The organism is Micromonospora maris AB-18-032 (genome assembly GCF_000204155.1).
In the GTDB taxonomy this organism is placed as follows: domain Bacteria; phylum Actinomycetota; class Actinomycetes; order Mycobacteriales; family Micromonosporaceae; genus Micromonospora; species Micromonospora gifhornensis.
Genome location: NC_015434.1, coordinates 3,410,828 through 3,427,867, shown reverse-complemented (window position 1 = coordinate 3,427,867; position 17,040 = coordinate 3,410,828). Strand labels below are relative to the sequence as shown.

20 protein-coding genes are annotated in these 17,040 nt (G+C 72.0%); 4 read left to right on the top strand and 16 right to left on the bottom strand.

The genetic code is table 11. The features are described 5' to 3' along the window. Positions 1-46: 46 nt before the first annotated feature. Both VAB18032_RS15205 and VAB18032_RS15200 read right to left on the bottom strand, forming a co-directional pair. Positions 47-958 (bottom strand): ion transporter, encoded by a 912-nt coding sequence (locus VAB18032_RS15205; protein WP_013733749.1) that lies wholly within the window; start codon positions 956-958, stop codon positions 47-49. Between the two features lie 131 nt (positions 959-1,089). Then, the gene (locus VAB18032_RS15200; protein WP_013733748.1) at positions 1,090-2,121 is read right to left on the bottom strand and encodes an extracellular catalytic domain type 2 short-chain-length polyhydroxyalkanoate depolymerase; all 1,032 of its coding nucleotides are present in this window, start codon (positions 2,119-2,121) and stop codon (positions 1,090-1,092) included. A gap of 162 nt (positions 2,122-2,283) precedes the next feature. On the opposite strand from VAB18032_RS15200, the gene VAB18032_RS15195 reads away from it, so the two are divergent. Then, a complete protein-coding gene (locus tag VAB18032_RS15195; protein ID WP_013733747.1) occupies positions 2,284-3,099 on the top strand; it encodes an alpha/beta hydrolase in 816 nt (271 codons plus the stop codon). Here the strand turns inward: VAB18032_RS15195 and VAB18032_RS15190 are convergent. Both VAB18032_RS15190 and VAB18032_RS15185 read right to left on the bottom strand, forming a co-directional pair. Beyond that, entirely contained in the window at positions 3,060-3,863 is an 804-nt protein-coding gene (locus VAB18032_RS15190; protein ID WP_050814752.1) for a M15 family metallopeptidase, read from the bottom strand. The genes VAB18032_RS15195 and VAB18032_RS15190 overlap by 40 nt on opposite strands. 7 nt (positions 3,864-3,870) lie before the next feature. Beyond that, on the bottom strand, positions 3,871-5,127 hold the full coding sequence (locus VAB18032_RS15185; protein WP_043724366.1) for a D-alanyl-D-alanine carboxypeptidase family protein: 1,257 nt from the start codon (positions 5,125-5,127) through the stop codon (positions 3,871-3,873). A gap of 305 nt (positions 5,128-5,432) precedes the next feature. Here VAB18032_RS15185 and VAB18032_RS15180 point away from each other — a divergent pair, with 305 nt between their 5' ends. Further along, on the top strand, positions 5,433-6,287 hold the full coding sequence (locus VAB18032_RS15180; RefSeq protein WP_013733744.1) for a hypothetical protein: 855 nt from the start codon (positions 5,433-5,435) through the stop codon (positions 6,285-6,287). Between the two features lie 82 nt (positions 6,288-6,369). Here the strand turns inward: VAB18032_RS15180 and VAB18032_RS15175 are convergent, their stop codons facing one another. Continuing rightward, positions 6,370-6,780, bottom strand: a complete 411-nt coding sequence (locus VAB18032_RS15175; protein ID WP_013733743.1) for a protein-tyrosine phosphatase family protein — start codon at positions 6,778-6,780, stop codon at positions 6,370-6,372. A gap of 122 nt (positions 6,781-6,902) precedes the next feature. Continuing rightward, positions 6,903-7,712, bottom strand: coding sequence for a DedA family protein (locus VAB18032_RS15170; RefSeq protein WP_013733742.1), 810 nt, complete (start codon positions 7,710-7,712; stop codon positions 6,903-6,905). Positions 7,713-7,794: 82 nt separating this feature from the next. Here VAB18032_RS15170 and VAB18032_RS15165 point away from each other — a divergent pair, with 82 nt between their 5' ends. Next, complete coding sequence (locus VAB18032_RS15165) at positions 7,795-8,502, top strand: carbon-nitrogen hydrolase family protein (RefSeq protein ID WP_013733741.1); 708 nt, start codon at positions 7,795-7,797, stop codon at positions 8,500-8,502. Between the two features lie 2 nt (positions 8,503-8,504). On the opposite strand, the gene VAB18032_RS15160 is transcribed toward VAB18032_RS15165, so the two are convergent. The 5 genes from VAB18032_RS15160 to VAB18032_RS15140 all read right to left on the bottom strand — a co-directional run bounded on the left by VAB18032_RS15160 (position 8,505) and on the right by VAB18032_RS15140 (position 12,782). Further along, positions 8,505-10,091 (bottom strand): serine/threonine-protein kinase, encoded by a 1,587-nt coding sequence (locus VAB18032_RS15160; protein WP_232510810.1) that lies wholly within the window; start codon positions 10,089-10,091, stop codon positions 8,505-8,507. 61 nt (positions 10,092-10,152) lie between these two features. After that, the gene (locus VAB18032_RS15155) at positions 10,153-10,359 is read right to left on the bottom strand and encodes a hypothetical protein (RefSeq protein ID WP_013733739.1); all 207 of its coding nucleotides are present in this window, start codon (positions 10,357-10,359) and stop codon (positions 10,153-10,155) included. Positions 10,360-10,361: 2 nt separating this feature from the next. After that, positions 10,362-11,411 carry a LacI family DNA-binding transcriptional regulator gene (locus tag VAB18032_RS15150; RefSeq protein WP_013733738.1) on the bottom strand — a complete coding sequence of 350 codons (1,050 nt, stop codon included), beginning with the start codon at positions 11,409-11,411 and terminating at the stop codon, positions 10,362-10,364. Between the two features lie 113 nt (positions 11,412-11,524). Further along, positions 11,525-12,406 (bottom strand): helix-turn-helix domain-containing protein, encoded by an 882-nt coding sequence (locus VAB18032_RS15145; RefSeq protein WP_043724361.1) that lies wholly within the window; start codon positions 12,404-12,406, stop codon positions 11,525-11,527. A gap of 136 nt (positions 12,407-12,542) precedes the next feature. Continuing rightward, positions 12,543-12,782, bottom strand: a complete 240-nt coding sequence (locus VAB18032_RS15140) for a DUF397 domain-containing protein (RefSeq protein ID WP_013733736.1) — start codon at positions 12,780-12,782, stop codon at positions 12,543-12,545. Between the two features lie 257 nt (positions 12,783-13,039). Between VAB18032_RS15140 and VAB18032_RS15135 the strand changes: the two genes are divergently transcribed. Then, on the top strand, positions 13,040-13,687 hold the full coding sequence (locus VAB18032_RS15135; protein ID WP_013733735.1) for a GGDEF domain-containing protein: 648 nt from the start codon (positions 13,040-13,042) through the stop codon (positions 13,685-13,687). A 195-nt stretch (positions 13,688-13,882) separates the two neighbouring features. Here the strand turns inward: VAB18032_RS15135 and VAB18032_RS15130 are convergent, their stop codons facing one another. The 5 genes from VAB18032_RS15130 to pstB all read right to left on the bottom strand — a co-directional run bounded on the left by VAB18032_RS15130 (position 13,883) and on the right by pstB (position 16,998). Beyond that, positions 13,883-14,362 (bottom strand): type II toxin-antitoxin system PemK/MazF family toxin, encoded by a 480-nt coding sequence (locus VAB18032_RS15130; RefSeq protein WP_043720777.1) that lies wholly within the window; start codon positions 14,360-14,362, stop codon positions 13,883-13,885. 141 nt (positions 14,363-14,503) lie between these two features. Beyond that, complete coding sequence (locus VAB18032_RS15125) at positions 14,504-14,890, bottom strand: DUF2267 domain-containing protein (protein WP_013733733.1); 387 nt, start codon at positions 14,888-14,890, stop codon at positions 14,504-14,506. A gap of 72 nt (positions 14,891-14,962) precedes the next feature. After that, positions 14,963-15,505, bottom strand: a complete 543-nt coding sequence (locus VAB18032_RS15120; RefSeq protein ID WP_013733732.1) for a hypothetical protein — start codon at positions 15,503-15,505, stop codon at positions 14,963-14,965. Beyond that, positions 15,502-16,218: a winged helix-turn-helix transcriptional regulator gene (locus VAB18032_RS15115; protein WP_013733731.1), complete on the bottom strand. Its 717-nt coding sequence runs from the start codon at positions 16,216-16,218 to the stop codon at positions 15,502-15,504. Before VAB18032_RS15115 ends, VAB18032_RS15120 begins: the two co-directional genes overlap by 4 nt. 15 nt (positions 16,219-16,233) lie before the next feature. Beyond that, positions 16,234-16,998, bottom strand: coding sequence for a phosphate ABC transporter ATP-binding protein PstB (gene pstB / locus VAB18032_RS15110; RefSeq protein WP_412101336.1), 765 nt, complete (start codon positions 16,996-16,998; stop codon positions 16,234-16,236). Between the last annotated feature and the right edge of the window lie 42 nt (positions 16,999-17,040).

The window sequence follows — 17,040 nt, the reverse complement described above, 5'->3', positions numbered from 1 at the left end:
CAAACCCGCTGACGGTCAGCGGGCCCCTTCGATCACGAACATCCCTTCAGTCCTTGGACACCCGGCGTCCCCTTCCGTCGTCGCGGTCGATCCGCAACTCGCGTTCCAACTCGACGATGAGGGTGCGCAGATCGTCGAGGCGTTGACTGATCGCGATGCGGTCCACCTCGTCGGGAACCCCGTCGCCGTCGGAGTCGTAGCCCGGAGCGAGCCCTTCGGTCATCTCCAACCGGCGGGCCTCCTCCATGGAGTTGACGAAGACGGCGATCAGGATGTTCAACAGCAGGTTGACCGTGATCACCACGAAGCTGGCGTAGTAGAGCACCGTCCACGGCGACACCTCCATCCCCTGCTCGATGAGGTCGGGCAGGGTCTCCAGGGACAGCAGCACGAACAGGGTCAACAGGGACCGTCCGATGTCCCCGTACTCCTCGGGGTAGACCTTGCCGAAGATCAGCCAACCGGCCATGCCGTAGACGTAGAGGGTCACCACGGCCAGGGCGAAGAAGCCGCCGATACCGGGCAGACTGCGCCACAGCGCCGCGACTATCGTGCGCAGGCCGGGCGAGAACCGCACCAGACGCACCATGCGCAGCACCCGTACGACGCGCAACAGCGCCGAGTCGCCGTGCAGCACCGGCACGAATATCGCCGCGATCACCAGGAAGTCGAAGACGTTCCAGCCCTGCCGGAAGAAGTCCTGCGGTCGGCGGCCGTAGGCCAGCAGCCGGATGGCGATCTCGATGACAAATATCACCCGGAAGACCCACTCGACGGCATGCAGCGCGGTGCCCGCCGCACCCAGGTCGGGGTAGGTCTCCAGGCCGAGCACCGCGCCGTTGGCCAGGATCACCGCGACGATGGCTAGCTCGAACGGACGGGAGTGGGAAATCCGGGCGCACGCGTCGGCCAGCCTGGTCCGCGACGGATCGACCGGCCCGCTTCGCTGGGCCGGCACCTGCGCATCCCTCACCGGGCCGCTGACCTCGGCACGCGCGCTGGGGCCGGCTGCGCCAGCCACCGTGCGTCACTCAGGTATCGACGTACGGCAGTCATGGCCGACAGCCTACGGGTCGGCGTCGGCCGACATCACCCGCCCAGCCGTCGGATCATGTTCATCACGGTTTCCACCTGGGCGCCGCCCTTGATGGGATAGTTCGTCGCCCCGAGGTAGCCCCACCAGTCCCAGCACCCGTTCGGGTTGGCGGCGGCGGTGACGGCCTGCGGGTAGAGCACGATCATCGCGTTGGTGTCGGCGTACTGGTTGAGGTTGGCCCGGTCCACGAAGGCGGTACCGACCCGGCTGTGGCCCTGGAGGCAGCCGTGCAGGGCGACGAGCAGGCGGCAGGTGGTGCCGGCCGCGCAGGACGCCGGGACGTAGGCGAACCCGTTGGCGTCCATGCTCGCGGCACCGGCCCGCCCGCCGGGGGCGAAGGTGTGCTGGCTGAACCGCACCAGCGTGCCGCCGAGCGGCCCGGTGTTCGGCGGCTGCACCGAGCCGAACAGCTTGCGCAGGAAGGCGTTCTGCGGGTCGGTGCCGCAGTCGTTGAGGTACGGCGCCGCCGTGCCCGAGCAGCCGACCGTCCCGTACGGAGTGACCCAGCCGTGCCCGGCGGGCGAGGTGTTGTCGTACTGCACGCTGGCGCCGAAGTGCTGCTGGTAGCGGACCAGGTCGTCGGCGACCGACCGCTTGACCGTGGTGTCGGACCGACCGTGGAAGACGTAGACCGGTTCGCCGGACAACCCGCTGACCGGGTCGATCCAGCCGTAGCCGGCCCAGGTCCGGGTGTAGGTCTGCAGGGCGCTCAGGTACGTCGGGTAGAGGTTGTCGCCGCAGCCGTAGAGCGCCTGGGCGACGTTGTTCTGAGCGCAGTAGTACGGGCCGGCCGCGAACAGCGCCGCTCCCCTGATCCGCTGCGAGTAGGCCACCTGCAGTTGTGTCGCCAGATAGGCCCCGGAGGAGACGCCGGCGACGTACACGCCGGAGACGCGGTACGTCGACAGGCTCGCGGAGACGGGGGTCCTGGTGTGCACAGTGGGCGCGGCGGACGCGGGTGCCGTGGGGGCGATCAGCAGTACCGCGAGGGCTCCGGCAAGCAGTCGCAGGGCGGGTTTCAGCATGACGCTCTCCCTGGTACGAGGTGAGCGCCGGCGGTGATGTCGGCGTACGACGACGCTAGCGTGATCCAGGTCACCGGCGACATGAGCGCGGCACACACCCGACGGGTCCGCGTTGTGGTGTCGGTCGATGCCTCGGCTCCGGAATCGTTAGATTGGACCGCTATGGCGCTGATCCGTTGTGACTTCTTCGCCGAGACGCTCGGCCTCAGCACGTCGATGACCGTGATCCTGCCGCAGCGGACCGAGTCGCAGATCGGGCTGACCGGCGCGGACGTCCCCGGCGACCCGCCGGTGCTGTACCTGTTGCACGGGCTCAGCGACGACGACACCATCTGGCTGCGCCGTACCGCCATCGAACGGTACGTCGCACCGCTCGGTCTGGCGGTGGTGATGCCGCAGGTCGGGCGGAGCTTCTACGCCGACGAGGAACACGGCAACCGGTACTGGACGTTCCTGCGTGAGGAACTGCCGCAGCTGTGCCACGGTTTCTTCCGCCTCTCCGCCCGCCGGGAGGACACCTTCGTGGCCGGGCTGTCGATGGGTGGCTACGGCGCGGTGAAATGGGCGCTTCGCGAACCGGACCGGTTCGCCGCCGTGGCGAGCCTCTCCGGCGCGCTCGACCTCGCCTTCCGCGCCGAGCACCCGACCCGCCCGATCGATCCGCGGGTGTGGCACACCGCCTTCGGTGACCGCCCGGTGCGCGGCACCGACGACGATCTGCTCACCCTGCTGGACTCGGCCGCTGCCGCACCCCCGCTCTACGTCGCCTGCGGCACCGAGGATTTCCTGTACGAGGACAACGTGCGGTTCGTCGAGCGGGCCCGGTCGGTAGGACTGCCGCTGACCGTGGACTTCTCCCCCGGCGAGCACGACTGGGCGTACTGGGATGCGAAGATCGCCGACGTGCTCGCCTGGCTGCCCCTGGCCGACCGGGGCGGTCAGCCGACCGAGGAACGGGCGACCGGCCGGTCGAAGTAGGTGTCCGGCCAGGGTTCGTCGCGGTAGCGGAAGTGCCACCATTCCCGGTCGTAGCCGACGAATCCGCCGTCGGTCATCAACCGGTGCAGCAGCCGCCGGTTCTCCCGGGCGGTCGGGCTGACCCGGGCGGAGTCGGTGTGCGCGAGCGGGTCGAAGCAGTCGAAGCCGGTGCCCATGTCGACGCTGTTGTCACCGAAGCGCTGCGGCTGGGCGGCGGTGCAGGCGACCAGGGGTTGGCCGGGCAGGTATCCGGCCTGCTGGCGGGCGGGCAGGTCGACCAGGGTGAGGTCGACGGTGCTGCCTCGGCTGTGCGCGGTGGGTGCGCCGAGGTAGCCCTGGTCGAACAGGTCCGACTTGGCCACCCGGGGATAGAACTCGGCCTTCATCTGCTCCTCGTCGGGGCGGCGGGCCCAGGCCACGAACTCGTCGGCGGCCGACTGCGGGCGGTAGCAGTCGTACACCTTGAGGGTGTGGCCGGTGGCCAGGGCGGCGTCCTGCACCCGGCGCAGCGCCTCGGCGGCCTGGGTGGTGAGCAGGCAGAGCGGTTCGGGGTAGCCGGTGACGGGCCGGCCGACGAAGTTGTGCGGGCCGGCGTACCGGATGTCGGTCAGGATGCGTGGGTCCACGTCGGAGAGCACGACGAAGTCCGGCAGCGACGGTGGCGGGGCCGTGGACGGTGGCGGGTTGGGCTGGGGTCGGCCGCACCCGGCCACCGTGACCAGGCCCACCGTCAGCCCCACCAGCCCCTTCGACCAGCCCGCCATCTTCTGGTCAGCCGCGCGAGGTCGGGGCGCGGCCCGCGGCACGCAGCCGGCGACGGTGGCCGATCAGCGCGCCCACTCCGACGGTCAGGCCGACCGCGAGGAGCGCGTACGAGGCCGACCGGAGCGGATCGGCCAACGGGTGCCGGTCGGTCGCCTCACCGCCGGAGGCCCCACCGGGTAGCGCCTGGGCTGGCATCGTGCTCGGCGGCGCGGAGGCGGTGGTGGCGCCGGGGCGTACCAGCACACCGACCGAGGCGTCGCGGGGCAGGGCGAAGCCCCAGTCGAGCAGCGCCGCGCCCTGTTGCCAGCCGCGCTGGTCGATCACGTCGGCACCGAGCAGGGTGACCACGAGCCGCCGCCCGTTGCGCTCGGCGGCCCCGACGTAGGTGTGCCGGGCCAGGTCGGTGTAGCCGGTCTTGCCGCCCAGTGCCCCCGGGTAGCGGTAGAGCAGCTGGTTGTCGTTGTCGATGGTGAAGCCCTTGGCGCGCTGCTTCGGCTGGGCGGGGATGTCCGCCTCCCGAGTCGCCACGTACCGCCGGAAGTGCTCGTCGTCGAAGCAGGCCCGGGCGATCAGGGCCAGGTCGTACGCGCTGGTGAACTGCCCCGGACCGTCCAACCCGGACGGCGTGGCCGCGTGGGTCTGGTACGCCCCGAGCTGCCGGGCCTGCTCGTTCATCGCGCGCAGCCCACCGGCCATCCCGTCCGCACCGCCACCGAGGCGGGCCAGCGCGTTCGCCACCTCGTTGCCGGAGCGCAGCAGCAGTCCCAACCAGAGCGTCTCGATCCGGTACCGGCCGCCGGCCACCAGCCCCACCGCCGAACTGCCCGGCTCGATGTCGAGGTCACCAGCGGTGATGGTGACGACCTCGGCGGGGTCCAGCCGGGGCAGCATGGTCGCGGCCAGCAGCAACTTCTGCACGCTGGCCGGGGTGGCGTACTCGTGCGGCCCACAACCGCCCAGCACCTCCCCGGTGTCCAGATCGGCCACCACCCACGAGGTCGCGGTCACCTTCGGCGGCGTCGGCACCTGCGGTGGCACGACCAGCCCCGGGGTGGCCAGGGCGTCCCCGCCGACGACGCGGTGCTCCGCCACCGGCGGCGGCGGGGTCGGGCGGGGTGACCGGAGCACCTTCGGCGCCTTCGCCTTCGGGCAGGGCGTCGCGACAGGAGCAGCACCCTGGGTGTTCACCGACGCACCCGCAGTCACCGGAACGATGCCCGTCGCGAGTACGGCGACAACGGTGGCCAGCGCCCGGAAATCCATGAACACGCACCCTAACGGCAAGATCCCGACCGTCGCATCCCTGCCCGCGCGCCCCCGAGTCCGCCGGTGCACGGCGAACAGGTTGAACCGTTCATTCGCGCCCCCCGTATCCACGAGCGAACCAGACCCCACGCTCGGACCTGCGGCGGGAGCGCTCCCGCACCGGATCCGGCCACACCCGGAAGGCGTGGCAGGCAGGCGCATCCACCGCCGCGGCCGGCCGCCCTCCGGGCACCCATCGCGCAGCAGCCGGCCGTGTCCGACCCCGTCGACCCGTCCGGCCGGTCAATCATGAGGAGAGATGCATGGTCAGGCGTACGCTAGGACAGCGCAAGCACGCGGCCTGGAAGCTCGGCGGCGTCGGCGTGGTCGCGGTCGCGCTGCTCGGAGCCGGCCTCACGCTGGCCTCGGCCGACGACGGCGCCAGCACCGCGGCGCAGACGGCGAACTGCCCGACGGTACGGGACAAGCTCGGCAACGTGCCCGCCGCCGCCCTCGCCGGTGTCGAGCAGGAACTGGCCAACCTCGACAAGCAGATCGAGGAGGCCAACGCCCGCCTCGCCCAGCAGGCCGCCAACCCCCAGGGCGGCGCGAACTTCATCAACAACGCCATTCTCGGCCCGCTGGCCAGCAAGCGCGTCGCCGCCCTCGACCGCATCGGCATCAACATCAACCGGGTCGGGGGACAACGCCCCGACCTGGCCAGCTTCGCCACCTGCGGCCTCAACCCGCCGGGCACCCGCAGCGCCCTCAACGGCAACGCCGGCAACGCGGGCGGCAACGCCAACGCCGGCGGCAACAACAATGCGGGCGGTGGCAACAATGCAGGTGGTGGCAACAACGCCGGTGGTGGTGTTGCGCAGAGGGTGAGTTGCCCGAGTGTCGCCGACCGGCTGCCGGCCGTACCGGCGCGGGCCGCCGCCGAGGTGCAACGCGAGCTGGCCAACCTGGACAAGCAGATCGCCGAGGCCGACGCCCGGCTGGCGCAGCTGGCGATCCGACCCGAGGGCGGCCCCAACTTCGTCCGCAACGCGGTGATCGGCCCGCTGGAGGACCGGCGCGTCGCCGCCATCAACCGGATCGCCACCGCGATCGGCCGGGTCGACGGCAACCGTCCGGGCAACCTGGTCAACCTGGCCCGCCCCTGCTCGGCGCGCTGACCCCGCAGCAGGGACCGGCCCGGGCCGGATGGACGGTTCTCCGCCCGTCCGTCCCGGGCCGTTTCGACGCCCCCGGGTGCCGTCAGGGCAGCCGGCGTAGCCAGCGGCGCTGCCAGGGGGTTTCCACGGCGCCGGGGCGGTAGGCGGCCCGGACCCAGTCCACGGCCTGCTCGGCGGGAAGCCCGTCGAGGATCGCCAACGCCGCCAGGGCGGTGCCGGTACGCCCGGTGCCGCCCCGGCAGGCCACCTCCACCCGCTGTCCTGCGTACCCGCGGCGCAGCGCCTCCCGCAACGCGTCCAGGGCGTCGGCCCGGTCCGTCGGCACCCAGAAGTCGGGCCACCGCACCCGCCGATGCTCCCAGGCCGGTGTCGGTCCGGGCGCGAGCAGCAGCCCGAAGTCGGCCGGCGAGGCGGGATCGGCGACCCGCCGTCCGCGTACCCGCACGCCGCCCGGTAACTCGACCACCCCGACGTCGTCCTCCCAATCACCCATGACCGCATCCTGCACCACCGACCCACCGCCGACCATCAACCGGGCGGCAGGCCGTGGCAGCAGAGCTGTTCGGCGGTCGGCGTGTCGGGCAGTTCGACTGCCACGATCCGGGACGGGTGGGATCAGTGCGGGCGGTGGTGCTGGTCGGGGTGGTGCCCCTCGGCCCAGGCGCTGCGGTAGATGGTGCCGCGGCCGTGCGGGTCGGGGATGCCGGCCGGTTCGGCGTCGGTCAGCCCGGCCCCGGTGTCGTTGGACCGCAGGCCGCCGGCGCGCCGGGACCGACGCAGCCGGGTCACCACGAACCAGACGAGCCCGAGTACGCAGGCGACGATGACCAGGTTCTGCAGGATGCCGGCGTACGACTCGACCAGGTGCCAGTTGTCCCCGAGCAGGTATCCGGCCAGCACGAATGTGGTGTTCCAGATCAGGCTGCCCAGCGTGGTGTAGACCGCGAAGGTGAGCAACGGCATCCGCTCCACGCCGGCCGGGATGGAGATCATGCTCCGGAAGATCGGGATCATCCGGCCGAAGAAGACAGCCTTCACCCCGTGCCGGAGGAACCATTCCTCGGTCCGGTCGATGTCGCTGAGCTTCACCAACGGCAGCTTGGCGGCGATCGCGCGGACCCGTTCCCGTCCCAGGGTGGCGCCGATCCAGTAGAGCGCCAGGGCACCCAGCAGCGAACCGAGGGTGGTCCAGAAGATCGCGCCGATGACGCTCATCCGGCCCTGGGCCGCGACGAACCCGGCCAGCGGCAGGATCACCTCGCTGGGAATCGGTGGGAACAGGTTCTCCAACGCGACGGCGAGGCCCGCGCCCGGTCCACCGAGCCGCTCCACCAGGTCGGTGACGAGGCCGACCAGCCCGTCCTCGGGTGGCGCGGACTGACTGAGCAGGTCGGCAGCGGAGACGGTACGCGGAAAGTGAATCACCCTTACCACCCTACGAACTACACTCCGATAGCGCTGCGTCGGTATCGACTCCTGGCGACCGGAACTCCTAGGCTGGGTCACAGTGGAGACTGCATTCGACCGGGTCCCGTTGCGGATCGCGGTGGCCCAGCCGATGTGCCGCGCGTACGACGTCGGCGCGAACGTGGCAGCGCACGCGGCGCTGGTCGCTGCGGCGGCGGCCCGGGTGGTGGTCTTCCCGGAGCTGTCCCTGACCGGCTACGAGTTGGACGCCGCACCTGTCGACCCGGCTGATTCTCGGCTGGCCCCGCTGGTCGACGCCTGCGCGGCGGCGGGATCGCTGGCCCTGGTCGGCGCGCCGGTGGCCGGCGACCACATCGCCACCCTGGCGGTCGACGGCACCGGTGTGCGGGTGGCTTACCGCAAGATGTGGCTCGGCGGAAACGAGCCGCGCCGCTTCACGCCCGGCCCGGAGCCGGTCGTGCTCGCCGTGAACGGTTGGCGGCTCGGGTTGGCGATCTGCAAGGACACCGGGGTGGCGGAACACGCGGCCCGCACCTGCGCCCTGGGCGTCGACGTCTACCTCGCCTCGGTGGTGGAGTCCGCGGCCGACGTGGCGGTGCCCGACGAGCGGGCCCTGCGGATCGCGACCACGCACCGCGTGCACGTCGCGGTGGCCAGCTTCGCCGGCCCGACCGGTGGCGGTTTCCACGAGACGGCGGGCCGCTCGGCGATCTGGGCACCGGACGGCTCGGTGCTGGCCCGCGCCGGCAGCGACCCCGGCGAGTACGCACCGGCCACGCTGACCTGAGGTCAGTCCTCCTTCGGCAGGGCGGCCTCGACCCGGTCGAGCAGCTCGTCCATCCGCTCGGCGAAATCGGCGGGAACCCGCCCCTGCTCGGTTTCCTTCTCGATGCGCTCGCGCAGGTCCTCGATCCGCTTCTGCCGATCCTTGGCGCGGCCCGCGGCGAGCTTGGCGAGGTCCTTGCGCAGCCGGTCGGCCACCTTGCCGTCGAGGCCGTCGGTCAGCTGCGCCTCGGTGAGCAGCGCGATGAACTCGGTGGCGAACTCCCGCAGGTTCACCGGGGCGGACGGCGTCGGCGAAGGGCTGGGTCGCTTCGCCGTCGGTGTGGCCGATGTGGGCGGGACGGCCGGAGTGCTGGCGGGCGCGGCGGTGGACTGCCCGTCGTCGCCACCGGGGGCCAGCAGCACACCGAACCCCACGAGCAGCACCAGGACGGCGGCGACCAGTACACCGACCGGGGGGCGCCGGCGTCCGGGTCGGCCCGGGGCAGGGCGGGACGCCGCCGGGGGCAGCAACCCGGGCGGTCCCTCGGGACCGTACGGGCGGTGGGGCGAGCGGACGGTCCGGTGCACGTCGCCGGCCACGGCGGCGGACCAGTCGCCGGTGCGGTCGACAAGGGTCGGCGGATGCCCCGGGGCCGCTGCGGTGACGGTGGTGACCGGCTCGGCAGGCCCGGTCGGGGGCGTGACGATCGGCAGCACGGCGGTGGACGGACCGGCCGGGCCGGTGGCGGCACGGAACCGGGCGGCGAGCTGACCGGCGGTGGGACGCCGCACCGGGTCCGGGTCCAGGCAGGCCAGCACCAGAGCGGCGATGTCGGTGGGCAGCCCACTCACCCGCGGCGGCGGCACCGGCCGGCGGTCGGCGTGCACCACCAGAGCATCCTCCCAGCTGCCCACGGGCAGCGGCACGTCGCCGGTGAGGGCGCGGTAGAGCAGCACGCCGAGCGCGTACACGTCGCTTGCCGGATTCGGCGCGGCGGCCTGCAACCGCTCGGGAGCGGTGTACGCGGGCGTACCCATCATGGGTTCGACGGCGGCCTGTCCGGCGCCGGCGGCCAGCGGCCCGGCGAGCGCGGCGATGCCGAAGTCCAGCACCTTGGCGCCGGTCTCGGTGAGCATGACGTTGCCGGGCTTGATGTCGCGGTGCACCACGCCGATCCGGTGGGCGGCGGCCAGCGCGGCGGCGACCTGGGCGGCCATCCGCAGCGCCGACGGCCAGGGCAGCGGTCCGTCCGCGAGCCGGTCGGCGAGGTTGCGCCCGTCCACCAGTTCCATCACCAGGTACGGCACGATCGCCCCGTCGAGGCCGGCCTCGCCGTAGTCGTACACCTGGGTGACGTTCGGATGGGTGAGCCGGGCCGCGGCACGGGCCTCGCGGCGGATGGCGGCCCGCAGATCGGGGTCGGCGGCGAAGCCGGCGGCGAGCACCTTCACCGCGACGGACCGCCCGAGCACCTCGTCGTCGGCACGCCACACCTCGGACATGCCGCCGAGGCCGATGCGCTCACGCACCACGTAGCGGTCGTGCAGGCGCAGGTGCGGGGTGAACGGCGACATCAGCGCCCAGTCTGCCTGGTCGATCGGCCCGCGCACCACCCGATGGTGCAGGTGATGCGCGACGTGCCCCGGTGCGTGGCGATGGTGCTGCCCGCCGTTACCGGGTGCAGTGCGGCGTGACGGTCCGCGGGGCGGGCTGGATCTGGTCGGCCAGTCGCCGCAGGGTCACGGCGGCGAGATGGCGGGCACCGCTCAGCCGCGGGGTACGCGGCGGCTCCGGACGGACGGGAGCGTCCGGCCGAGCGGAATTGACGTGTCGGGTGACCGCGTCGATGGCGAAGACGAAGCCGGTCGGCTGTTCCATGGTCAACTCCTCGGGGCAGGTCCGGCACTGGTCCGGACGACGAGCGTGGTGGGCAGCAGGATCTGGTGTGCGTCGGTGTCCACGGGCGGGTCGAGCAACAGTTCCGCCGCGCGACGCCCCTTCTCCACACCGGGTTGGCGGACGGTGGTCAGGCCGACGGGCGCCGCCTCGGCGATGTCGTCGAAGCCGGTGACCGCGAGGTGTCGGCCGGCCTCGCGCAACGTGTCGAGCGCGCCGAGGGCGAGCACGTCGGCGCAGGCCAGCACGGCGGTGATCGGCTCAGGGAGGGCGTCCGGCGCGCCCACGGCGGCGGCACCGGCGGGACGGCTGTTGTCGGCCGCCGACAGGATCGTCAGCTGCGACCAGTCGACCCCGACCGCCGCGAAGGCGTCGGCGAACCCGGCGAGCCGTTCCCGGGTGGTGGGGTGCGGCACGTCGGCCAGGTCGCCGACCCGCACCGGCCCGGGTGCGGCGTCGGGCAGCACACTGTCGGCGAGCAGGGCGACCCGCCGGTGGCCGAGCCCGGTCAGGTGCTCGGCCACCGAGCGGGCGGCGGCCCGCTCGTCGATGCCCACCCACCGGTCCTCGGCGCGCGGGCGGGCCGAGGTGGTGACGAAGGGCAGTCCACGGCCACGGATCGCGTCGACGATCTCGCCCTCCTCGTCGCCGCCGCAGTAGACGCAGAACCCGTCGACGGCGGCGTTCTCCACGGCCTTGCGGGCACCGGCCGCGTCGGCGGGCAGCGGCACCAGTAGCAGGCTGCTGCCGTGCCGCTCGGCCGCCTGCGCCACGCCGGTGAGGAACTGCGTGGCGAAGGGGTCGGTGAAGGCGTAGGACAGGCGGGAGGTGAACAGCACCCCGATGGCGCCGACGTAGCCACGTCGCAGGGACCGGGCGGTCGGGTCCGGGCCGGGATAACCCATCTCCCGTGCCGCGTCGAGGATGCGTCGGCGCAGCTCGGTGGAGAGCTGGTCCGGGCGACTGTAGGCGTTGGAGACGGTGCTGCGGGAGACACCGACCGCCTCGGCCACCGCACGCAGGGTGGGTTTCACCGGCCCCTCCCCTCTCTGGATCGATTCAGACTGGATCGATCCAGAGATTAGCCGCACCGACCGAGGAGTGTCAATCGAATGACCGAAAGTGACGGTGGACGGTCAGTGGCGGATCAGGCGGCGTCGAACTCCGCGATCATGCGCTTCAGGATCTCCGGCGTACGCTCCGGCGGTTCGGCCTCGACGCAGAGGCGCTCCATGGCCACCGCGTAGAAGTCGAGGTCTTCCCGCTTGTCCAGGTAGAGCGCGCTGGTCAACTGTTCGATGTAGACGATGTCGGGCAGATCCTGGTCACCGAAGCGCAGGATCGTGAAGGCACCGCCGGCGGCGGCATGCCCACCGGCGGCGAACGGAATGACCTGCAACCGCACGTTCGGCGTACGGGTGGCCTCGAGCAACGCCTGCAACTGCCCACGCATCACCGTCGGCCCGCCGATCGGCCGACGCAGCGCCGCCTCGTCGACCACCGCCCACAGGCGGGGCGGACGCGGTCGGCGCAACAACTCCTGACGATGCATCCGCAGGTCCACCCGGCGCTCGATCTCGTCCGGGCTGGCCCGACCATGACCGAGCAGCACCACGGCTCGGGCGTACTCGCGGGTCTGCAACAACCCCGGCACGAACTGGACCTCGTAGCTGCGGATCAGCGCCGCCGCGGCCTCCAGGCCGAGGTACGACTGGAACCACGACGGCAGGACGTCGCCGTACCGGTGCCACCACCCTGGATTGTTGGCGTCGCGGGCCAGCTTGAGCAGGGCGGCGCGCTCCTGCTCGGCGGTGACGCCGTAGAGGGTGAGCAGGTCGGCGACGTCGCGCTCCTTGAAGCCGACGCGACCGAGCTCCATCCGGCTGATCTTCGACTCGGACGAGCGGATCTCCCACCCGGCGCTCTCCCGGGTCACCCCGCGCGACTCCCGCAGCCGCCGCAGCTGTGCGCCCAGCAGCATCCGTAGCACGGTCGGGCCTGCCGCCGGGCCCTCCTCGGCGGAAACCATGGTCACCTGCCGTCCTCCGCATGCCATCGTCGGTCGCGCCGGTGGACCGGCCCGACCGACGTGTAAGCATGCCATGAACCTTCAGTGAGGTGAACATCCCCCGCGTGGGGCAAATCCCGCCGATGGGATGAGCGAGTCAGTCGATCAAGTGGTCGAAGTCGCCGTCGCGGGCGCCGAGCACGAACGCCGCGATCTCGTCCACGGTGTAGATCAGCGCCGGCCCCTCGGGGTGTCGGGAGTTGCGCATCGCGATGCCCGCTCCGCCGGGCAACTCCGCCAGCTCGACGCAGTTTCCACTGGGATTGCTGCGGCGGCTCTTCAGCCAGGCGAGGGGAGGCAACTGGTTGGCGGGTACACCGTTGGGCGGCTGCTGCATGGGGGCGTCTGTTCTCTCCGATAGGCGCCGGCGCCGTGGGAGGAGCGGTAGCGGCACGAGGGTGTGGGTTTCTCGTTCACTTGCACGTGCATCTGCTATTGCATCTGCAATGGACAGCGAGCATGATAGCGCATGAGTATGGTGCCCATCCGCTCACAATCAGTTACGCAAACCTGGTTGTTACCAGGGGAAACGAGGCATCTGGCGGCACTCGTCAGCCAGGGGATGGGCGCGCGTTGCGGCGAGGGGAGGACGGGGTGCCGGATCCGCTGACCGTCGCGTCCGGCGTCTGTGCGGTGGGAGCCCTGCTCTCCTCCTGGCAGCTGAGCCGCCGAGCCGTACGCGCCGAGGCCGAGATCGACCGCCTCCAGGCCGAGCTCACCGCCGAGCGACACGCCGCCAGTCATGACCCGTTGACCGGTCTGCCCAACCGGCGCGCCTTCTACCGGCTCGCCGCGGCGCTGCTCACCGACAACGCCGGCCGACCGCTCGTCGCCGTGGTGCTCGACCTGGACAACTTCAAGCAGATCAACGACCGGTACGGCCACTCCGCCGGTGACAAGGTCCTGATCAGTGTCGCCGAGCGGCTGGCCACCTTCGCCGGCGACAACCTGGTGGCCCGGCTCGGCGGTGACGAGTTCGCGGGGCTGCTGGCCAGCCCGACGGTCGACCACCGCTGGCTCGACCACGCCACCGGCCGGCTCTACGAGATGCTCGCCGCACCGATCCCGCTGGGCGCGGCCACCGTGCGGGTCACCGCCTCGGTCGGTCTGGCTCCGGTGCACGGCACCCAGCTCACCGAGGCGCTCGACCGCGCCGACGCGGCGATGTACGAGGCCAAGGCGATCGGCGCAGCCCGCGCCCACCGGGCTTTGCACGACGCCCCGCATCTCGCCGAGTGCTGACCGCGCCGATCCGACGCCACCCCGGGTCCGCCGCCACGGCGATGCGCCGGGCTCAGCCCGGCAAGGCGGGCCCAGCTCCAGCCGTGATCCGGCAAGGCGGGCTCATGCCAGCCGCAGATCGGCGTGTCAGGCTTAGTGCCAGCCGCAGACCGGTGTGTCAGGCTCAGTGCCAGCCGTGACCCGACATGACGCGCTTCAGTGCCAGCCGTAGCCGGCGCGAAGGGCTGCGCTGACCCGGTCGAAGCGGGGCCGGTCCAGCACCGCGCCTTCGCGCCGGATGCCGTCCTCCCGCATGGTGAGCACCCGGTCGAGCCGCACCCAGCTGGGTCGCTTGTCCCGGTCCCACTCCCCCGGCCCGAGGGCCAGCCAGTGCCGTTCGCCGTCGCGATCCCGGCTGGAGAGCATCAGCCCGAACAGCGTCCGGCTGTGTCGACCCACCACCAGCACCGGCCGGTCCTTACCCTGGCGGGGATCGTCCTCGTAGGACACCCAGGTCCAGACGATCTCCCCCGGGTCGGCCTGGCCGTCGGGCTCCGGAGCGTACGACAGTTGCCGGCGTTGCAGCGCACTGACCTGGCGGGGCCGCGCGACCTTGGCCGGGGTCGGCCCGGGACGCCGCGGGGCCGGAATCACCGCGCTGACGCGGGCCGCCATACTCCTCAACAGACCTGCCACGGCGGCAGCCTATCGGCTGGCGCCGACCGCCCCTACGCCAGGGAGGCGTCTGTTCGACAGCCGGACGGCCAGGACGGGTCAGCTCGACAGCCGAAGCGCAGGAGCGGCGCAGAACCGCAGCTGACCGGCGGCCGGAGCCGCTCAGGGCCAGGTCTCGTCGGGCCCGCTGATCGGGTCGATGCTGCCGTCGGCGGCCGTGGGCAGCCCGGCCACCAGGGCGCGGAACTCGTTGACGGTCACCGCCTCGCGCAGCGTCGCGAAGACCGCCGCCGCGCCGAGGCCTGCGGTCTGCTCGTCGACTCCGGCCCGCTCGCCGACCTGGCGCAGGAAGTCCCCCGGCCCGGTCGTGAACGGGTCACCGGCGGTGTCGCTCAGCTCGTCCGGCAGGTATCCGGTGGGATCGGTGGTCGGTTCACCGGTCATCCGTTCCGCCAGGGTCCGCAGTACCGCACGCGCCACACCGGCGGACAGGTCCGGTGAGAGCCCGGACCGACGCGACACCGCGTCGACGAATAGGGGAAACCGCACGGCACCCTCCCGTCGTCAAGCCCGCGCTGGTTACCCCCGCCCCGGCCGGATAAACGGTGGCCGGGCCGTCGTTCACCTCGACCCGGAGCCCTCGTCGGTCAACCGGGGCAGTCGGGCCTCGCGCCAGTCGGCGGCACGATCACGGTCCACGCTGTAGCACAGCTCCCGGGGAGCCTCCGGCCGACCGGGTGACCTGTCGAACGGAAGCCCCCGCCCCGCGTAGTCGTGGTGTGCCTTCAACAGCCGGGTCAGCCCCGCCATCGCACCGATGATCTTCTGCCGGGGTCGGCCGGTGCGCTGGCTCAACTCCTCGACGGTGAACCCTCGTCCCGGCTCGGCCGACAGCGCGTCGAGCAGCGCCGCGACCGTACGGTGGGTGGCGCTGGTGCCCCGGCTGAGCCGCCGCAGTTCGTCGACCGTCCAGCCCTGGGTCGGCGCGTCGGGCCGGGGTGTGGACCGGTGTCGCGGCAGCGGGGCGCTCCGCTGCCGGGCGTCGAGGTCGGCCAGCAGGCGGGCGACGTGCGGCAGGTGCGCCACCGGTACCGCCACCAGGACCATGCCCGGCGGGGCGGCCGACGTCGGCGGGGCGGGCAGTTCCCGGTTCGCCTCGGTCACGACGTCGACGGCGTGGTCGCGGTGGGCACGAAGCGGTAACCGAGGCCGCGTACGGTCACGATCATCGGCGCCTGGTCACCGTCGAGGGCGAGCCGCCGACGGAGCCGCTTGATGTGCACGGTCAGGGTGTTGGAGGTGTCGTCGGAGATCCCGCCCCACCCGGCGGCGAGCAACTGCTCACGGGTGACCGTCCGCTCGGCGTTGCTCATGAAGAAGTACAGCAGCCGGAACTCCTTCATCGGTAGGGCCACCACCCGACCGTGGTGGCTCACCTCGAACGTCGCCGGATCCACCCGCAGCCCGCCGATCTCGATCGGCGGGTCGAGGGCACCGGAGGTCTCCGGACGGATCGCCCGCAGGATCGGCAGCACCTCCGCCGCCCGGTAGGGGCGGCGGACCCCGGCGGTCGCGCCCGCCTTCAACGCCGCGGCGGCCACCCCACCGTCGTCGTCGCCGACGCCGACCACCGTCGGGATGCCGGCCCGGCGGGCGAGCAGCCGCACCACCTCGGTGCTGCTCATGGTCGTCAGTCCCGAGGCGACGACGGCGGCGTCCGGTTGCAGGGCACCGGCGTCCAGCAGCGCCTCGGCGGCGTGCGGATAGTGGTGTGCGCGTACCCGATGATCGGCCAACTCGGCGACCAGCGCGCCACCGACGCTCTCGTCGTCGTCGATCACGAGCAGCACGAAACGCCCGTTCGAGCCCACCGTCATCGTCGCTTTCGTCACTCAGCCGAAGCGACCGGTGATGTAGTCCTCCGTACGCTTGTCGGCGGGGTTGGTGAACAGCTTGCCGGTCTGGCTGAACTCGACCAGCCGACCGTGGCGCACCTGCTTGTCGTCCACCTCGGCGGTGAAGAAGGCGGTGTAGTGGCTGACCCGGGCGGCCTGCTGCATGTTGTGCGTGACGATGACGATCGTGTAGTCGCTGGTCAGCTCGAACATCAGGTCCTCGATCTTCGCCGTGGCGATCGGGTCGAGCGCCGAGCAGGGCTCGTCCATGAGGATGACCTCGGGCTTGACGGCGATCGTCCGGGCGATGCACAGCCGCTGCTGCTGGCCGCCGGAGAGCGCCAGGGCGCTCTTGCGGAGCTTGTCCTTGACCTCGTCCCACAGGGCGGCCTTGGTGAGCGCCTCCTCGACGTGGTCGTCGAGGCGGCCCTTGATGCCGTTGATCCGCAGGCCGTACGCGACGTTGTCGAAGATGGACTTCGGGAACGGGTTCGGCTTCTGGAACACCATGCCGATGCGCCGGCGAACCTGGATCGGGTCGACGTCGCGGGCGTACAGGTCCTGGCCGTGGAAGGACACCTCGCCGCTGACCCGGGCGCCGGGGATCGGGTCGTTCATCCGGTTGAGCGCCCGCAGCACTGTGGACTTGCCGCAACCCGACGGCCCGATCATCGCGGTGACCTGGTTCTGCTGGATCGGCATGGTGGTGCCGCGCACCGCCTCGTAGCTGCCGTAGTAGACGCTGACGTCACGCAGCTGCATCACCGGCGCGTCGGTGGGTTCGACACCGGAGGCGGTGCTGCC

What these genes read in the sequence shown, in the direction of transcription:
- VAB18032_RS15115 (WP_013733731.1), bottom strand. Translation starts at nt 16,218, where the DNA reads ATGACGGTGGGCTCGAACGGGCGTTTCGTGCTGCTCGTGATCGACGAC.
- pstB (WP_412101336.1), bottom strand. Translation starts at nt 16,998, where the DNA reads ATGCAGCTGCGTGACGTCAGCGTCTACTACGGCAGCTACGAGGCGGTG.
- VAB18032_RS15185 (WP_043724366.1), bottom strand. Translation starts at nt 5,127, where the DNA reads ATGGATTTCCGGGCGCTGGCCACCGTTGTCGCCGTACTCGCGACGGGC.
- VAB18032_RS15145 (WP_043724361.1), bottom strand. Translation starts at nt 12,406, where the DNA reads ATGGTTTCCGCCGAGGAGGGCCCGGCGGCAGGCCCGACCGTGCTACGG.
- VAB18032_RS15175 (WP_013733743.1), bottom strand. Translation starts at nt 6,780, where the DNA reads ATGGGTGATTGGGAGGACGACGTCGGGGTGGTCGAGTTACCGGGCGGC.
- VAB18032_RS15140 (WP_013733736.1), bottom strand. Translation starts at nt 12,782, where the DNA reads ATGCAGCAGCCGCCCAACGGTGTACCCGCCAACCAGTTGCCTCCCCTC.
- VAB18032_RS15200 (WP_013733748.1), bottom strand. Translation starts at nt 2,121, where the DNA reads ATGCTGAAACCCGCCCTGCGACTGCTTGCCGGAGCCCTCGCGGTACTG.
- VAB18032_RS15180 (WP_013733744.1), top strand. Translation starts at nt 5,433, where the DNA reads ATGGTCAGGCGTACGCTAGGACAGCGCAAGCACGCGGCCTGGAAGCTC.
- VAB18032_RS15190 (WP_050814752.1), bottom strand. Translation starts at nt 3,863, where the DNA reads ATGGCGGGCTGGTCGAAGGGGCTGGTGGGGCTGACGGTGGGCCTGGTC.
- VAB18032_RS15155 (WP_013733739.1), bottom strand. Translation starts at nt 10,359, where the DNA reads ATGGAACAGCCGACCGGCTTCGTCTTCGCCATCGACGCGGTCACCCGA.
- VAB18032_RS15195 (WP_013733747.1), top strand. Translation starts at nt 2,284, where the DNA reads ATGGCGCTGATCCGTTGTGACTTCTTCGCCGAGACGCTCGGCCTCAGC.